Raw genomic sequence first — 14,705 nt, 5'->3', positions numbered from 1 at the left:
CCGGTTATCCGGCGACGGTCATCTCCGGCACAGAGTCGGGGACCACCAGCTCGCCGCCGGTCTTCCGGATGATTTCCTCGACACTCACCCCGGGTGCCCGTTCCTTGAGGACAAACTGGCCGTTCTCGATCTCGATGTAGGCCAGATCCGTCAGCACACGCTTGATGCAACCCGCGCCGGTCAGGGGCAGGGTGCATGCCTGCAGCAACTTGGGTTCACCGGACTTGGACGCATGGGTCATGGTGACGATGATGTTCTCGGCCCCGGCCACCAGATCCATGGCGCCGCCCATGCCTTTCACCAGTTTGCCCGGCACCATCCAGGAGGCGATGTTGCCCTGGACGTCCACTTCAAAGGCACCCAGCACGGTCAGGTCGACGTGGCCGCCCCGGATCATCGCGAAGGAGTCGGCGGAATCGACAATGGAAGCGCCCGGCTGGGCCGTCACGGTCTGCTTGCCGGCGTTGATCATGTCCGGATCGACCTGTTCCTCGGTGGGGAACGGGCCCATGCCGAGCAGGCCGTTCTCGGACTGAAGCATCACCTCGATGCCGGCGGGGACATAATTGGCCACCAGCGTCGGGATGCCAATGCCCAAATTGACGTAGAAGCCGTCTTCCAGTTCGGCGGCGACGCGTTGCGCCATCTGTTCGCGGGTCAGTGCCATGGTCTGTTCCTCTTGTTCTGATTGGGGCGGCGGAAAATGGACGTTTCAGGCGGCTCAGCCGCGGACGGTCCGCTTCTCGATCCGCTTCTCGAACGTCCCGCAGATCAGTCGGTCCACGTAAATGCCGGGCGTGTGGATTGCGGCGGGATCCAGTTCGCCGGGAGCGACGATCTCTTCCACTTCGACCACCGTGACCTTGCCCGCCATGGCGACGAGCGGATTGAAGTTGCGAGCGGTATGGCGGTAGATGACGTTGCCGTAGGTGTCGGCTTTCCAGCCCTTCACAATGGCGAAATCGCCGGGCAGAGCCTCTTCCAGAACGTAATGGCGATCCCCGAACAGGCGGGTCTCCTTGCCGTCGGCGATGCGGGTGCCGTAACCGGTGGCGGTGTAAAAGGCGGGAATGCCCGCGCCGGCGGCGCGCATGCGCTCGGCGAGATTGCCCTGGGGAGTGAGTTCCACTTCCAGGTCGCCGTCCAGCAACTGCTTCTCGAACAGCGCGTTTTCGCCCACATAGGACGCAACCATCTTGCGGATCTGGCGATCTTCCAGCAGCAGGCCCAGGCCAAAGCCGTCGACGCCACAGTTGTTGGAGGCCACGGTCAGGTCGCGGGTGCCCTTGCGTTTTATCTCGGCGATGAGGTTTTCCGGGATGCCGCAGAGCCCGAAGCCACCGGCGAGCAAGGTCATGCCGTCTTCCAGGCCGGCCATCGCCTCTTCATAGGAGCTCACGCGTTTATCGAAACCGGCCATAGTGCCGCCTCCTCTGTTTTATTGTTGCTGTATTGCACAGAGTCTCGCGGCCTGCCGTTGATTTGTTAAGTTTGTAATATTGATGAATTGATTGGTTTTATAAAACAAAAGGCCGGCAATACAATGAGGTCAATCAGTTAGCAGCGGGGTGATCGCATGACGGTGAAACAACTTCGGGCTTTCCTGGCGGTAGCCCAGACCTTGAGTTTTGCCCAGGCGTGCGAACGGCTGCATCTGTCCCAGTCCGCGCTCAGCCTGTCGATCAAGGCACTGGAAGAGAGCCTCGGCGGCGCCCTGTTCAGCCGGACCACCCGGAACGTTCGTCTAACACCCGAAGGGGAGGCGCTGTTACCCCTGGCGCGCCGCCTGATGGCGGACTGGGACAACGCCCGGGACGAGATCCGTCAGCGCTTCGAACTGGAGCTGGGTCGTGTGACCGTAGCGGCCATGCCGTCCTTTGCCGGCAACCTGCTGCCCGGCATCCTCAAGGATTTCCGGGCCCGCTACCCCAAGATCAGTGTGACCATCCAGGATGTCATCAACGAAGACGTCATCGACCGGGTCCAGATTGGACAGGTCGAACTGGGCATTGCCTTCGAGCCTGCAGCCGCCTCACGGCTGACCTTTACGCCGCTCTATATGGATCGTTTCGTCGCTGTTGTACCGTCGGACTCGCCGCTGGCGGAGAGTCACGATCTGGCCTGGGACCAGCTCCTGAAAGAACCCTTCATTGCGCTCCAACGCCCGTCGGCCGTGCGATATATGCTGGAAGAGACATTGGCCGCTCAGGGCCAGACATTGCCCGTCGAACTCGAAAGCCACCAGCTTTCAACGGTCGGCCGAATGGTCTCCGCCGGCCTGGGCGTCAGCGCCGTACCGGCCTTGTGCATCGGCCAGATGCAGGCCCTGGGGGCGCGCTGCCTGCCACTGAGAGATCCGGTGATCGAGCGGCCGATCGGCGTGCTGCAGTCGTCGGAGCGCGGATTGTCCGTTGCCGGGCAGGCGCTGCTGGATACGTTGATGGCAACGCCGTTTGATGGGGTGGGTTTGGCGTCTCCTCAGGCTTGATAGTTGACAGATGCTTTGTAGTGGTTCAATGATTCTGGACACCGACTTAGGCAGTGAGATCGAAACCATAAATAAGAGGTTTAACGAGCAGAGCGCGACGGTTTTTTCCTGAGTTCAAAAGGAAGCTGTCTTGGATCAAGGTCGCGTGATTCCGCAGTCCTGTTCGTCCTTGGTGGTCGGTGAAAGTACTATTCGATCCGAGGTTATCCAACTGGCTGAGGCGCGTCACGGTATTGCCCAGAAGGATAATGCCTCAACTTCGGAAGAGCGCTGGTTTCAGGAGCTGTAAGCATGCTGTAATCGACTGGAACGGGAGATGGGGATGTTGAAATGGAAGCTACTATCGAACTTGATGTCCGGGTAGACCAAATTGAGCTGAGAAACATGAGGCCTGCTCTTTCGCCAGACAAAACCTACGAAAAGGCAGTGGCGGTGTCTGGCCGTTGTCTTATTACCCATCCTGTCTCAATAACGATGAATGACGGTGTAGATTTGACGCATCTACCGGGCCTAGTAGCAATACAAGGGACTGATAGGTTTACAGAGCCTCAGTCAGATAAAAACGGCCATATACTGGGCTTCATCCGGTACGACGAAGAGGTGACGCCTTCTGGAAGTTTTGAAGGTTCTCCGGCTCGGTTTGTAGTCGAGATTTTCGGCTTGGATTTGAATCTTTTGGCATCGGTTGTGCCAGCGATAAGATCGCAAGATAGGCTGCTACTTATGTTGGCGGTCTTTGAGCTTGAGCGGAGTTCCTTGCCCGATGTCTGGTGTTGGCCAAGCTCAACAGTCCAAGATTCAGGAGCAATTCTTGTATACGACTTTGCAGTCAAAATCGGAAGCCAATCTGACTGATAATTAGCAACTCCCTATCAGGGGTTGATCACCGAGAGTCCTTGTATCGAGTAGGAACATTCTATTCGGCGGTAAATGTGCAAAGCGATAGGTGTTGACCCCTTTTTATGGAACTCCGCCTCATACCCCATTCCTCGCCGTATCGCAGGGTTATAGCCTTGTTGCTGTCGAGGTTTTGGCTTCCCAAATTTCTGCGGACATTTAATCTCGCAATCGCTACCAAAGATTGGCCAAAGCGGCCAAGTTATGCTCGCATGCACAGGGGAGATCTGATGAGAGCGGGAAATGGTGGGCCTTGCTGGACTTGAACCAGCGACCAATCGATTATGAGTCGACTGCTCTAACCAACTGAGCTAAAGGCCCGGAGGGAAACTAAAAACGGGCGCCATTATACTCATCGTACAGGGCGCCCGCCAGAGCTTGTTGCGCGGGCCGCGAGGGCGGCCCGGCGAAAGCTCGATCAGGAGTTGTGGTCGTCGATGAAGCCGCGCAGGTGATCGGAGCGCGAAGGATGACGCAGCTTGCGCAGGGCCTTGGCTTCGATCTGACGGATCCGCTCGCGGGTGACGTCGAACTGCTTGCCGACTTCTTCCAGCGTGTGGTCGGTGTTCATCTCGATACCGAAACGCATCCGCAGCACCTTGGATTCCCGCGCGGTCAAGCCGGCCAGGACGGAGCGGGTGGCTTCGCGCAGGCCTTCGGCCGTGGCGGAATCCACCGGCGACAGCGCCTGGATGTCCTCGATGAAATCGCCCAGGTGGGAGTCTTCATCGTCACCGATCGGGGTTTCCATGGAGATCGGCTCTTTGGCGATCTTCAGGACCTTGCGGATCTTGTCTTCCGGCATTTCCATGCGCTCACCCAGCTCTTCCGGCGTCGGTTCGCGACCCATTTCCTGCAGCATCTGGCGGGAAATCCGGTTGAGCTTGTTGATCGTTTCGATCATGTGAACCGGGATCCGGATGGTCCGGGCCTGGTCCGCGATGGAGCGGGTGATCGCCTGACGAATCCACCAGGTGGCGTAGGTCGAGAACTTGTAACCACGACGGTATTCGAACTTGTCCACCGCCTTCATCAGGCCGATGTTGCCTTCCTGGATCAGATCCAGGAACTGCAGACCGCGGTTGGTGTACTTCTTGGCGATGGAGATGACCAGACGCAGGTTGGCCTCAACCATTTCCTTCTTGGCTCGGCGGGCCTTGGCCTCACCAATGGACACGCGGCGGTTGATTTCCTTGATTTCCGGAACGGTCAGGTTGACGTCATTCTGGACGTTCGCAATGCGTTTCTGCATCCGTACGATTTCGTCCAGGCGCTCGGCAATCCGCTCAGCGTGGGCACCCTTGGCTTTGGCGGCCTCTTCGGCCCAGGCCAGATTGGTCTCGTTGCCCGGGAAGGACTTGATGAAGTCCTTGCGCGGCATGCGGCTTTCGCGCACACAGATGGCCATGATGGCGCGCTCGTTCTCGCGAACCGCCTCGTTGGTGGAGCGAATGACGTTCACCAGTTCTTCGAAGGCCTTGTTGGCCAGCTTGAACGGCGCGAAGACCTGTCCCAGCTCGTTCAGGGCGTCCTGGGCTTTCTCGGAATCCCGACCGTGCTTCTCAAGCGCCTTCTCGGCAACGTCCAGCTTTTCACGCAGCAGTTCGAAGCGCAGGCGGGTTTCTTCCGGATCCGGACCGTTGTCGGTTTCTTCCTCGGAATCGTCGTCGTCATCGCTGGAGGACGCGGACTCGTCATTGGTGCTGCTGGTGTCCTCGCCCATGAAGGGCTCGGCGTCGTCCGGGTCGAGGAAGCCGGTGACGATGTCGCTCAGCCGGCCTTCGTTCTCGATAATGCGGTCGTAAGCCTGAATGACAGTGGCAGCCGTACCAGGGAAGTGCGCAATCGCAGCCATCACATCGCGGATACCTTCCTCGATGCGCTTGGCAATCACGATCTCACCTTCGCGGGTCAGCAGCTCGACGGTGCCCATTTCGCGCATGTACATGCGCACCGGGTCCGTCGTGCGGCCAGCGTCGGTTTCCACGGCAGCCAGCGCCGCGGCCGCTTCCGCCGCCGCCGCTTCATCTGCTGCGGTGTCGCCATCGGTCATGAGCAGCGTATCGGCATCCGGGGCTTCCTCGGATACCTGGATGCCCATGTCGTTAATCATCCGGATGATGTCTTCCACCTGATCCGGATCCGCTATATCCTCAGGCAAGTGGTCATTGACTTCGGCGTAGGTCAGGTAACCTTGCTCTTTGCCGCGGGCAATGAGATCTTTCAAACGGGACTTCTGCGAATTGCTGCCTGACATAGACACCCTATGGACTCGCTGGTAAAAAGATGAAAAGATAAACAGCCATTATAGCTGTCGCTCAAATTCTCTGCCACAAAGCTTAAGTTGTGGCACGGCCTCCCTGTTTCAAGAGAAACCCCAGTAAGTAACCTCCACAATGCCTTTCGATTGGGCATTTGCGAAAAGGTTCAACCGCCTTCACCACTGCTCAGGCGCTTCAGTTCGCGGTGATCTTCCGCGGTAAACTCGCCGGCGGCCTTGCGCTTGATCAGCGCTGCGATTCTCTGCTTTCGAACGGCTTCCCGGTTCGGTGTCAGGATTTCCCTGGCCGAGGCGATGGTGTTCTCCCGTTCGGGGACATGCTCGATGCCGTCGAACAGGTGGTAAAACTGTGACCGGGCCCGACTGTCAAAAGCCAGCGCGGTAATGACGTCCCGGTGTTGCTTCAGATTCGACTCGCGAATCCAGTGCGCCAGGCGGCCTGATTGTCGCAGGCTGCGATCCTGGCGAGCGGCTTCCAGCACTTCTTCGGCCAGATCCGGCGCTTCGATCAGGGCGAGGCTGAGGCTGCTGTCTCGGCTCAGGCGGACTTCAACGGGTTCTTCGCTGATGCGCTCCGGGCCCTTGAATCCTTTACCCCGGAAGCCTTTCCCCTTGTTGCCATTGCCATCCCGTCGTGGCTGCCATTCGCGGCGGCCACACAGGCGCATCATTTCGTGCCACATGGCATCGCGCAGCGTGCTGCGCGGCATCTTGTTGAGCAGCGGCTCGACCCGTGCCCGCAGCTCCCCGCGATGCTCCGGCAGGTTCAGGTCCAGGCCCTCGCTCTGCCGATCGAGCAGGAAGCGCGACAGTGGCGCGGCGCCCTCAATTCTCTGGCGGAAGGCTTCGGCGCCTTCCTTGCGGACCAGCGTGTCCGGGTCCTCGCCTTCGGGCAGCATCAGGAACTGCAGGTGCAGACCGTCTGCCATCAGTTCCAGGGCGTTGTCCATGGCACGATCGGCGGCCCGGAAGCCGGCGTTGTCGCCATCGAAGCAGAACACCACGTGCCGAACATGGCGCAGCAGCGCCTGCAGGCTGTCCTGGTTCGTGGCGGTACCCAATGTCGCCACTGCTTCATGGATGCCGTGCTGGGCGAGGGCGATGACGTCCATATAGCCCTCGACCACCAGCAGGCGGTCCAGTCGCCGGAGGCTTTTCTGTGCTTCAAACAGGCCGTAGATTTCCCGGCTCTTGTGAAACACGTCCGATTCCGGCGAGTTGATGTACTTCGCCTTGTCGTCGCCCAGTGTGCGGCCGCCGAACGCGATCGTGCGACCCCGCGTATTGCGGATCGGGAACATGATCCGGTTGCGGAACAGATCCCGCGGTCGTCCGTATTTGTCCGACACCGTGCCGGTTTCGATCAGCGGTCCGCGCAGCGCCGGCTCGGCCGCTTGATGCAGGGCAGCGCCGTCACCCGGGGCGAAACCGATCTGATACTGTTCGATTGTGGCCGCATCGAGACCGCGTTGGCGCAGATAGTCCCTCGCCAGGGCGGCGCCCGGCTGGTTCAGGGCGTCGCGATAGAACTGGTTGGCAAACTCCAGGGCATCCGTCAGCGTCCGCACCTGCTGCATTTCCTGGCGGGCCGCTTTGTCGTAGGGCACTTCCAGGCCCATGCGACGTGCCAGTTCCTCGACGGCTTCGGTGAATCCCAGATTGTCGTATTCGCGGACGAAGCTGATGGCGTCGCCATGGGCGCCGCAGCCAAAGCAGTGATAGAACCCCTTGTCAGGGCGAACGTTGAACGATGGCGTCTTTTCGTCGTGGAAGGGGCAGCGGGCCTTGTAGTTACCGCCGGCCTTCTTCAGTGTGATCCGGCTTCCAATCAGCTCGGCCAGGTCAACCCGGTCCAGAAGCTCATCGATAAAGCGTTGAGGGATCAGGCCGCTCATGACATCTCCGGCGTTGTAAAACTCAGCATCAAGAGACTAGACCAAATCGCTCGGGTTGCCAGTTGGCCCGTGAGCGGGGTCATTGCGCTTTGCTATGGCGCGGAGTCAGGACGAAAAGAGGGCACCCACAAGCCAAAAAATGCCGCCGAAGCAGGGCCTCGACGGCATCGGATGCATGCACCCCTGACCGGCGTGCCGGTCAGGGGTGTGAAGCGGCAAATCCGGGCGGTCTGAAACTCAGTACAGACGCTCGAACTTGCGCTGTTCCCGCTGAAGCTTCTTGAGATGGCGCTTGACGGCAGCGGCAGCTTTACGCTTACGAACGGCAGTCGGCTTCTCGTAGTGCTCACGACGACGCACTTCGGACAGAATGCCGGCCTTTTCACAAGACCGCTTGAAGCGACGCAGCGCTACGTCGAATGGCTCATTCTCTTTCACTTTAACAGCTGGCATTCGAAAATCACCTACCTTTAAGATCGATTCGGTTTGAGTTCAGTTCCCGCGCGGGCTCAAGGCCCGTGCCTGGCGCTGATGATTCGTTTGATCTCGCGCAGATCAGACGAGAATTGTCTAAAACTCGACCAGCGCAGATTCAAGGAGCCTCTGATCAACTCCGGATCCCCTCTGGCATTCAGAGCGATTCACAATCAAGGCGCGACTTTGCAGTAAGGCTGGTTGCCTTTCAAAAAGTCGCAACGCGGAGTGTGGGTCGCTCTGAATGCCCCGCAGGGCGCGCTCTGAAGGCTGCATCTGCTGCGTTGCGACTCTTGGCAAGGGCTACGGCCATTACCGGCGAGCCACGCCTTGCAGCCACAGCCTTCAGAGCACGCAGAGGTGATTCGGAGTTGATCAGAGGCTCCTTAAGGGCGGCAATGATAGCGTCTTATCTGGCTGGTTGTAAAGCGTTCAATTCGATCATCACGGCCGCGACAGGCCAGGGAAAACCACAGCGGCCGCGCTGGCCCTGATCTGGTAAAATACGGCGTCATTTTTACCTGCCCCGTATATAGGGGCGCCCTTGTGGAAGTTCAATATGCTGGTTCTTGGAATCGAGACCTCTTGCGATGAAACCGGTGTCGCGCTGTTCGATAACGAGCGTGGCCTGCTGTCCCATGCGCTGTTCAGTCAGATCGACATGCACGCCGACTATGGCGGTGTGGTGCCGGAGCTTGCCTCCCGGGATCACGTCCGCAAGCTGCTGCCGCTGTGTGACCAGGTGCTGGCCGAGGCCGGCTGTACCCGTCACGATCTGGACGCGGTCACCTACACCGCGGGTCCGGGGCTGATCGGCGCGCTGATGGTCGGTGGTTCGGTGGCACATGCGCTGGCGATGGCGCTGGATATTCCGGTGCTGGGCGTCCACCACATGGAAGGGCACCTGTTGGCGCCGATGCTGGAAGACAATCCGCCGGCGTTTCCGTTTGTGGCCCTGCTGGTCTCCGGCGGCCACACGCAGTTGGTTCGGGTCGACGGCATCGGGCAGTACGAATTGCTGGGCGAGTCCGTGGACGATGCTGCCGGCGAAGCGTTCGACAAGACCGCCAAGATGCTTGGGCTGGACTACCCGGGCGGTCCGCGCGTGGCGAAGCTGGCCGAGCAGGGCCGGGAAGGTCGCTACCGGTTTCCGCGCCCAATGACCGACCGGCCGGGGCTGGATTTCAGCTTCAGCGGCCTGAAGACCTACACGCTCAACACGGTGAATGACGCCGAGGCCAATGGCGGTCTGGATGACCAGACCCGGGCCGATATCGCGTTGGCGTTCGAAAGCGCGGTGGTCGATACCCTGGCGATCAAATGCCGCCGTGCGCTGGAAGCGTCGGGCTGCAAGCGTCTGGTGGTGGCCGGGGGCGTCAGTGCCAATCGGCGTCTGCGGGCGGCCCTGGAGGCCATGGTTGGAAAGCTGGGGGCCGAAGTGTTCTACGCCCGGCCGGAGTTCTGCACCGATAATGGGGCGATGATTGCCTATGCCGGCTGTCAGCGGCTGCTGGCCGGGCAGCGGGACGGGGACCGGATTGTGGCGGTTCCGCGCTGGCCGATGAATACATTGCCGTCACTGGAAACACCCTGCGTTAACGGTTTGAAAGAGTAAGTCGGGACTTACACCGGCGGTTCCCGGCGCTGCGCCAGGCGGATCAGATTGTCCCGGTGACGCACGAGGATCAGCAGGGTCAGGAGCCCGAACAGGGGCAGGGCGTCAGGTTCCAGCAGCGTACTGATGATGGGGCCGGCAACGGCCGCAGTCACGGACGCCAGCGACGAAATATGCCAGCGCCACATCATCAGGCTCCACAGGCTGGCCAGAATCACGGTGGTGAGCGGCGCCAGAGCGAGGCCGGCACCCAGTGCGGTGGCCACGCCCTTGCCGCCCTGGAAGCGGGCAAACAGGGGAAGCATGTGGCCGGTGACCGCGCACAGAGCAACGACGGCCAGTGCGACCGGGCCGAGATCAAAAGCGGTGCCTATCCAGACCGGGATAGCGCCCTTGAGGGCATCCAGCGCCAGCGTGACCAGGGCAGGCAGCCAACCGCCGGCACGATAGACATTGGTGGCGCCGGGATTGCCGGAGCCCAGGGCTCGTGGATCCGGCAATCGCCAAAGGCGGCAGATCAGCGGTGCAAACAGGATCGAGCCCATGAGGTAGGCGAAGATACCGGTGATCACAGTCAGTGCGGTTTCGGGCATGGGCAGAGACGTCGAACAGTCGATTGTGCGAGAATCGCTCCCCCGCACGTCGTGCGTGCGTCGGAGAATGGTCTGAAATCACGTTAATGGGAATGTGAGGCAGGCCGCAAGTTTTTAATGAGGGCGACTTACCCGTGACAGACACGGTATTTATCGAAGGGCTCGTCGTGGAAACCGTGATCGGTGACTACGAATGGGAGCGGCACATCCTGCAGCGCTTGGAAATCGATCTGGAAATGGCCTGGGATAATCGGGCGCCTGGCGTCAGCGACGATGTCGCGGACGCGCTGGATTATGCCGCTGCCAGCGAAACCATCCGCCAGTGGTTCCGGGACAATCAGCCCAGACTGCTGGAGGCCGCTGCGGAATCCCTGGCCGCCGAGATTCGCAAGCGCCACGGCGTCAATTGGCTGAGTCTGCGCCTGCGCAAACCGGGCGCCGTTCCGGATGCCCGAAGTGTCGGGGTGCGCATCGAGAGGGGAGCGCGTTAGTGTCTTTTGCAGCGACCGTCTACCTCGGTATCGGCAGCAATGTGGACCGTGAGCGCCACGTGCTGGCGGCGCTGAACGCCCTGTCCGAGCGTTACGAGCTGTTCGCCGTGTCGTCCGTCTACGAGAGTGAGTCGGTCGGCTTCGACGGGAGCCCCTTTTACAATCTGGTGGTTGGGATTCGCACCGGGGAATCCATTGCCACGCTGTCGCGCTTTCTCAAGGGCCTGGAAGTGGACAACGGGCGCCGGCCCGGCATGCCGAAATTCAGTCCGCGCACGCTGGATCTGGATATCCTGACCTACGATGACCGGGTGGGTGTGATCGATGGTGTGGAGTTGCCGCGCGGCGAAATCCTCACCAACGCGTTTGTGCTGCGGCCTCTGGCTGAAATTGCCCCGGCCGTTGAGCATCCGCAAAAGAACAGGACCTACCAGCAGCTCTGGGCCGAATACACCGGGGACCAGAAGCTGTGGCCCATCCCCTTTAGCTGGCAGGGGCGGGCGATTTCACCGCGCCCCTGAGCGTTTCCAACTGGACGCCAGGCGTCAGGCGTCGTCTTTGTGCTTGCGTCGGAACAGATCGATCAGGCCGTCGGTTGAGCTGTCGGTCTGCTTGTCATCGCTGGAGGCGAGCAGGCGGTCGAGGATAGCCTGCCCCAGCTGTTTACCCAGCTCCACGCCCCACTGATCGAACGAATCCACATCCCAGATTGCACCCTGAACGAACGTCTTGTGCTCGTAAAGCGCGACCAGGGCACCCACCGTGCGCGGTGTGCTGCGCTCGAACAGGATGGTGTTCGACGGTTTGTTGCCCGGGATCACTTTATGCGGCGCCAGCTTTTCGATGGCGGCTTCATCCAGTCCCTGATCGCGCAGTTCCGCCCGCGCCTCGTCGAGATTCTTGCCGCGCATCAGCGCCTGGGCCTGACTCAGGCAGTTGGCAAACAGGATGGCGTGGTGCGTGGCCACCGGGTTATGGGTCCGCAGCGGGATGATGAAGTCCGCCGGTGACATGCGGGTGCCCTGGTGCAGCAGCTGGTGATAGGCGTGCTGGCCGTTGGCGCCGGCGCCGCCCCAGATGATCGGGCCGGTCTCGTAATTCACGGACGTGCCATCGTGGGTGACGCACTTGCCGTTACTTTCCATGTCCAGCTGCTGCAGGTGAGCCGGCAGGCCCCGGAGGTAATGGTCGTACGGCAGGATGGCGTGGGCGTCGGCGCCCCAGAAGTTGCCGTACCAGATGCCGAGCAGCGCCAGGATGACCGGCAGGTTTTCTTCCAGCGGCGCGTTCTTGAAGTGCTGGTCCATGGCGTGGGCGCCGGACAGCAGCGAGCGGAAGTTTTCCATGCCGATGGTGAGCGCGGTGGGTAGACCGATAGCCGACCACAGCGAGTAGCGACCGCCGACCCAGTCCCACATGGGAAAGATGTTTTCCTCGGCGATGCCGAAATCGATGGCTTCTTTTTCGTTGGCGGTGACCGCGACGAAGTGTTTGGAGATCAGGGCTTCGTCACCACCGTTGTGCAGGAACCATTCCCGGGCCACCTTGGTGTTTTCCAGCGTTTCCTGGGTCTTGAAGGACTTGGACTGGATCAGGAACAGGGTGGTTTCCGGATTGATGTGGCGTAGGACTTCGGTGATGTGGCTACCGTCGATGTTGGCCACGTAGTGACAGTTCAGGCGGCCGTGCCAGTAAGGTTTGAGCGCAGCAGATACCAGTTTGGGGCCGAGGAAAGAGCCGCCGATGCCGATACTGACCACGTCGGTAAACGGTTTGTTGGTGAACCCGCGCCACTGGGTGCTGCGAATGCGCCACACGAACTCTTCCATTCGCGCCAGCGTTGAGCGGACTTCCGGCATGATGTCCTGGTCGCCGACGCGCATCGGTTCATCACTCAGGTTGCGCAGGGCCGTGTGCAGGGCCGGGCGGTTTTCGCTGGTGTTGATGTTGTCGCCGCGGAACATGGCTTCGATCTGTTCCGGCACCTTGCAGGCCCGGGCCAGCGCCATCAGGTGGGGCATGGTCTCGCGGGTGATCAGGTTCTTCGAATAGTCCAGGGAGATGCCGGCGGCGGTGGTGAAGTAGTTCTGGAAACGCTCCGGGTCCTGGTCGAACAGATCCCGCATGTGCGTGTCTTTGAGGCTGGCCTGATGGTCGATCAGGGTTTTCCATTCCGGTTTTTCGGTCAGGCCTGGCTTGCTCGTGCTCATGTCCTCTCCCTGGTGGGTTGCCGTTACGGCGCCGGATCGTTGCTGACCCGACCCCGCGACTAGCGATGAATGGATAGGTTGTCGATCAGTCGAGTGGTTCCCAGAAAGGCGGCAGCGAGGATGGTGATCTGTGTGTCGTCCTTCTTTGCCGGCTTCAGCGTTAGGCTGTTTACGATGTTGTAGTAGTCCGGCCGGAAGCCGGCTTCGGTCAGGCGGGTTTGCGCGTCGCTCTCCAGCGTGGCGAAGTCGCGGTCGCCGTCCTTCAGCGCCTGGGCAGTGGCCTGCAGCGTCTGGAACAGTGTGGGGGCGATGGCCCGCTCCTGTTCGTTCAGGTAGCCGTTGCGGGAGCTGCGGGCGAGGCCGTCGTCTTCGCGGTGGGTCGGCGCGCCGACAATCTCCACCGGCATGAACAGGTCGGCGACCATCTTGCGAATCACGGCTAGCTGTTGGAAGTCTTTCTCGCCGAATACTGCCACATCGGGCTGGACCATGTTGAACAGCATGGAGACGACGGTGGATACGCCGTCGAAATGGCCCGGCCGACTGGCACCGCAATGGCCTTCGCTAACCACTGGGACCGAGACCTGGGTCTGCTGGACCAGACCATGCGGATAGACCTCTTCGACGCTGGGGGCGAACACGATGTGATTGCCGGCCGCCTCGAGTTTTTCCTGGTCTTCCCGCAGGGTGCGCGGGTAGGTTTCCAGATCCTCGCCAGCGCCGAACTGCATCGGATTGACGAAGATGCTTGTGACCACCACATCGGCCTGTAACAGCGCCTTTTCCACCAGCGAAATATGGCCGGCGTGCAGGTTGCCCATGGTGGGCACCAGGCCAACACGGTGGCCGTGCTGGCGATGGCTGTTCAGAAGCGCGCGGAGCTCCTTGATGGTGTGTACCGTTCTCATGACTTGAACGTGTGCTCCTCAGCAGGAAAGCGTCTGTCCCGGACGGCGGCGACGTAGGCCTCGAAAGCGCCCTGGATCGAGTCGGCCTCCGCCAGGAAATTCTTGACGAACCGCGGCGTGCGGCCCGTGGTGGCTCCCAGCATGTCGTGCATGACCAGGACCTGGCCGTCGGTGTCCGAGCCGGCGCCGATGCCGATCACCGGTGCGTTGACGCTCTCGGTAATGCGTTTCGCCAGCGCCGCCGGCACGCATTCCAGCAGGATGACGTCGGCGCCGGCATCCACCAGCAGGCGCGCGTGCTCGACCATGGCGTCCGCCTGGGCGTCACCGCGACCCTGCACCTTGAAACCGCCAAACTTGTTCACGAACTGCGGCGTCAGGCCCAGGTGGGCGCAAACCGGGACGCCGCGCTCGCTGAGGGCATGGATGGTGTCTTTCATCCAGTCGGTCCCTTCCAGCTTGAGCATGTGGGCGCCGGCGCGCATCAGGGCGGCTGCATTCTCCAGGGCGGCTTCGGTGGTGCCATAACTCATGAACGGCATGTCCGCCATGATCAGTGCGCCCCGGTTGCCCTTGGCGACGGCGCGGGTGTGGTAACACATATCTTCCATGGTCACCGGAATCGTACTGTCGTTCCCCTGCAACACCATGCCCAGGGAATCGCCAATCAGCATGACATCAACACCGGCTTCGCTGATCAATTGGGCGAAAGTGGCATCGTATGCCGTCAGTACGGAAAAGGTTTCGTGGTTCTGCTTGCGTTCACGCAGCGTGTTGATGGTGACAGCCATAGAATCCTTGCCTTATGGGTGGATTATGGAGGAGGCGCCGGGATTGTCCGGGGAAGTCCCTA

The 14,705-nt window shown here is 60.8% G+C and carries 14 protein-coding genes and 1 tRNA gene; 5 read left to right on the top strand and 10 right to left on the bottom strand.

Annotated elements, in window-relative coordinates; translation table 11 throughout:
• Positions 1-4: 4 nt before the first annotated feature.
• The gene (locus EB809_RS17925; protein WP_123636215.1) at positions 5-667 is read right to left on the bottom strand and encodes a CoA transferase subunit B; all 663 of its coding nucleotides are present in this window, start codon (positions 665-667) and stop codon (positions 5-7) included.
• 54 nt (positions 668-721) lie between these two features.
• Complete coding sequence (locus EB809_RS17920) at positions 722-1,420, bottom strand: CoA transferase subunit A (RefSeq protein WP_123636214.1); 699 nt, start codon at positions 1,418-1,420, stop codon at positions 722-724.
• A gap of 156 nt (positions 1,421-1,576) precedes the next feature.
• Between EB809_RS17920 and EB809_RS17915 the strand changes: the two genes are divergently transcribed.
• Together EB809_RS17915 and EB809_RS17910 are read left to right on the top strand one after the other, a co-directional pair.
• Positions 1,577-2,488 carry a LysR family transcriptional regulator gene (locus tag EB809_RS17915; RefSeq protein WP_123636213.1) on the top strand — a complete coding sequence of 304 codons (912 nt, stop codon included), beginning with the start codon at positions 1,577-1,579 and terminating at the stop codon, positions 2,486-2,488.
• 330 nt (positions 2,489-2,818) lie between these two features.
• Entirely contained in the window at positions 2,819-3,343 is a 525-nt protein-coding gene (locus EB809_RS17910; protein WP_123636212.1) for a hypothetical protein, read from the top strand.
• Between the two features lie 286 nt (positions 3,344-3,629).
• On the opposite strand, the gene EB809_RS17905 is transcribed toward EB809_RS17910, so the two are convergent.
• The 4 genes from EB809_RS17905 to rpsU form a co-directional block, all read right to left on the bottom strand.
• A tRNA-Ile gene (locus EB809_RS17905) sits at positions 3,630-3,706 on the bottom strand.
• Positions 3,707-3,803: 97 nt separating this feature from the next.
• On the bottom strand, positions 3,804-5,642 hold the full coding sequence (gene rpoD, locus EB809_RS17900; protein WP_123636211.1) for an RNA polymerase sigma factor RpoD: 1,839 nt from the start codon (positions 5,640-5,642) through the stop codon (positions 3,804-3,806).
• A 170-nt stretch (positions 5,643-5,812) separates the two neighbouring features.
• The gene (gene dnaG / locus EB809_RS17895; protein ID WP_123636210.1) at positions 5,813-7,561 is read right to left on the bottom strand and encodes a DNA primase; all 1,749 of its coding nucleotides are present in this window, start codon (positions 7,559-7,561) and stop codon (positions 5,813-5,815) included.
• Between the two features lie 237 nt (positions 7,562-7,798).
• Positions 7,799-8,014 carry a 30S ribosomal protein S21 gene (gene rpsU, locus EB809_RS17890; RefSeq protein WP_004578868.1) on the bottom strand — a complete coding sequence of 72 codons (216 nt, stop codon included), beginning with the start codon at positions 8,012-8,014 and terminating at the stop codon, positions 7,799-7,801.
• A 580-nt stretch (positions 8,015-8,594) separates the two neighbouring features.
• Here rpsU and tsaD point away from each other — a divergent pair.
• Entirely contained in the window at positions 8,595-9,650 is a 1,056-nt protein-coding gene (tsaD, locus tag EB809_RS17885) for a tRNA (adenosine(37)-N6)-threonylcarbamoyltransferase complex transferase subunit TsaD (protein WP_123636209.1), read from the top strand.
• A gap of 8 nt (positions 9,651-9,658) precedes the next feature.
• Here tsaD and plsY read toward each other — a convergent pair whose 3' ends face one another.
• Entirely contained in the window at positions 9,659-10,243 is a 585-nt protein-coding gene (gene plsY, locus EB809_RS17880) for a glycerol-3-phosphate 1-O-acyltransferase PlsY (RefSeq protein ID WP_123636208.1), read from the bottom strand.
• A 134-nt stretch (positions 10,244-10,377) separates the two neighbouring features.
• On the opposite strand from plsY, the gene folB reads away from it, so the two are divergent.
• Together folB and folK are read left to right on the top strand one after the other, a co-directional pair.
• A complete protein-coding gene (folB, locus tag EB809_RS17875; RefSeq protein ID WP_123636207.1) occupies positions 10,378-10,734 on the top strand; it encodes a dihydroneopterin aldolase in 357 nt (118 codons plus the stop codon).
• Positions 10,734-11,255 (top strand): 2-amino-4-hydroxy-6-hydroxymethyldihydropteridine diphosphokinase, encoded by a 522-nt coding sequence (folK, locus tag EB809_RS17870; protein ID WP_123636206.1) that lies wholly within the window; start codon positions 10,734-10,736, stop codon positions 11,253-11,255. Before folB ends, folK begins: the two co-directional genes overlap by 1 nt.
• A gap of 24 nt (positions 11,256-11,279) precedes the next feature.
• Here folK and pgi read toward each other — a convergent pair whose 3' ends face one another.
• The 3 genes from pgi to panB are packed head-to-tail and all read right to left on the bottom strand — an operon-like array spanning position 11,280 to position 14,643.
• Entirely contained in the window at positions 11,280-12,944 is a 1,665-nt protein-coding gene (pgi, locus tag EB809_RS17865; protein ID WP_123636205.1) for a glucose-6-phosphate isomerase, read from the bottom strand.
• Positions 12,945-13,003: 59 nt separating this feature from the next.
• Positions 13,004-13,852, bottom strand: a complete 849-nt coding sequence (gene panC, locus EB809_RS17860) for a pantoate--beta-alanine ligase (protein WP_123636204.1) — start codon at positions 13,850-13,852, stop codon at positions 13,004-13,006.
• On the bottom strand, positions 13,849-14,643 hold the full coding sequence (gene panB / locus EB809_RS17855) for a 3-methyl-2-oxobutanoate hydroxymethyltransferase (protein WP_123636203.1): 795 nt from the start codon (positions 14,641-14,643) through the stop codon (positions 13,849-13,851). Before panB ends, panC begins: the two co-directional genes overlap by 4 nt.
• Positions 14,644-14,705 lie beyond the last annotated feature (62 nt).

This window comes from Marinobacter sp. R17, from assembly GCF_003789045.1.
GTDB classification, from domain to species: domain Bacteria; phylum Pseudomonadota; class Gammaproteobacteria; order Pseudomonadales; family Oleiphilaceae; genus Marinobacter_A; species Marinobacter_A mangrovi.
The sequence above is the reverse complement of the archived record's forward strand: the minus strand, read 5'-3'. Positions and strand labels throughout refer to the sequence as shown.

What these genes read in the sequence shown, in the direction of transcription:
- tsaD (WP_123636209.1), top strand. Translation starts at nt 8,595, where the DNA reads ATGCTGGTTCTTGGAATCGAGACCTCTTGCGATGAAACCGGTGTCGCG.
- pgi (WP_123636205.1), bottom strand. Translation starts at nt 12,944, where the DNA reads ATGAGCACGAGCAAGCCAGGCCTGACCGAAAAACCGGAATGGAAAACC.
- rpoD (WP_123636211.1), bottom strand. Translation starts at nt 5,642, where the DNA reads ATGTCAGGCAGCAATTCGCAGAAGTCCCGTTTGAAAGATCTCATTGCC.
- EB809_RS17915 (WP_123636213.1), top strand. Translation starts at nt 1,577, where the DNA reads ATGACGGTGAAACAACTTCGGGCTTTCCTGGCGGTAGCCCAGACCTTG.
- EB809_RS17920 (WP_123636214.1), bottom strand. Translation starts at nt 1,420, where the DNA reads ATGGCCGGTTTCGATAAACGCGTGAGCTCCTATGAAGAGGCGATGGCC.
- dnaG (WP_123636210.1), bottom strand. Translation starts at nt 7,561, where the DNA reads ATGAGCGGCCTGATCCCTCAACGCTTTATCGATGAGCTTCTGGACCGG.
- panB (WP_123636203.1), bottom strand. Translation starts at nt 14,643, where the DNA reads ATGGCTGTCACCATCAACACGCTGCGTGAACGCAAGCAGAACCACGAA.
- plsY (WP_123636208.1), bottom strand. Translation starts at nt 10,243, where the DNA reads ATGCCCGAAACCGCACTGACTGTGATCACCGGTATCTTCGCCTACCTC.
- rpsU (WP_004578868.1), bottom strand. Translation starts at nt 8,014, where the DNA reads ATGCCAGCTGTTAAAGTGAAAGAGAATGAGCCATTCGACGTAGCGCTG.
- EB809_RS17910 (WP_123636212.1), top strand. Translation starts at nt 2,819, where the DNA reads ATGGAAGCTACTATCGAACTTGATGTCCGGGTAGACCAAATTGAGCTG.
- panC (WP_123636204.1), bottom strand. Translation starts at nt 13,852, where the DNA reads ATGAGAACGGTACACACCATCAAGGAGCTCCGCGCGCTTCTGAACAGC.
- EB809_RS17925 (WP_123636215.1), bottom strand. Translation starts at nt 667, where the DNA reads ATGGCACTGACCCGCGAACAGATGGCGCAACGCGTCGCCGCCGAACTG.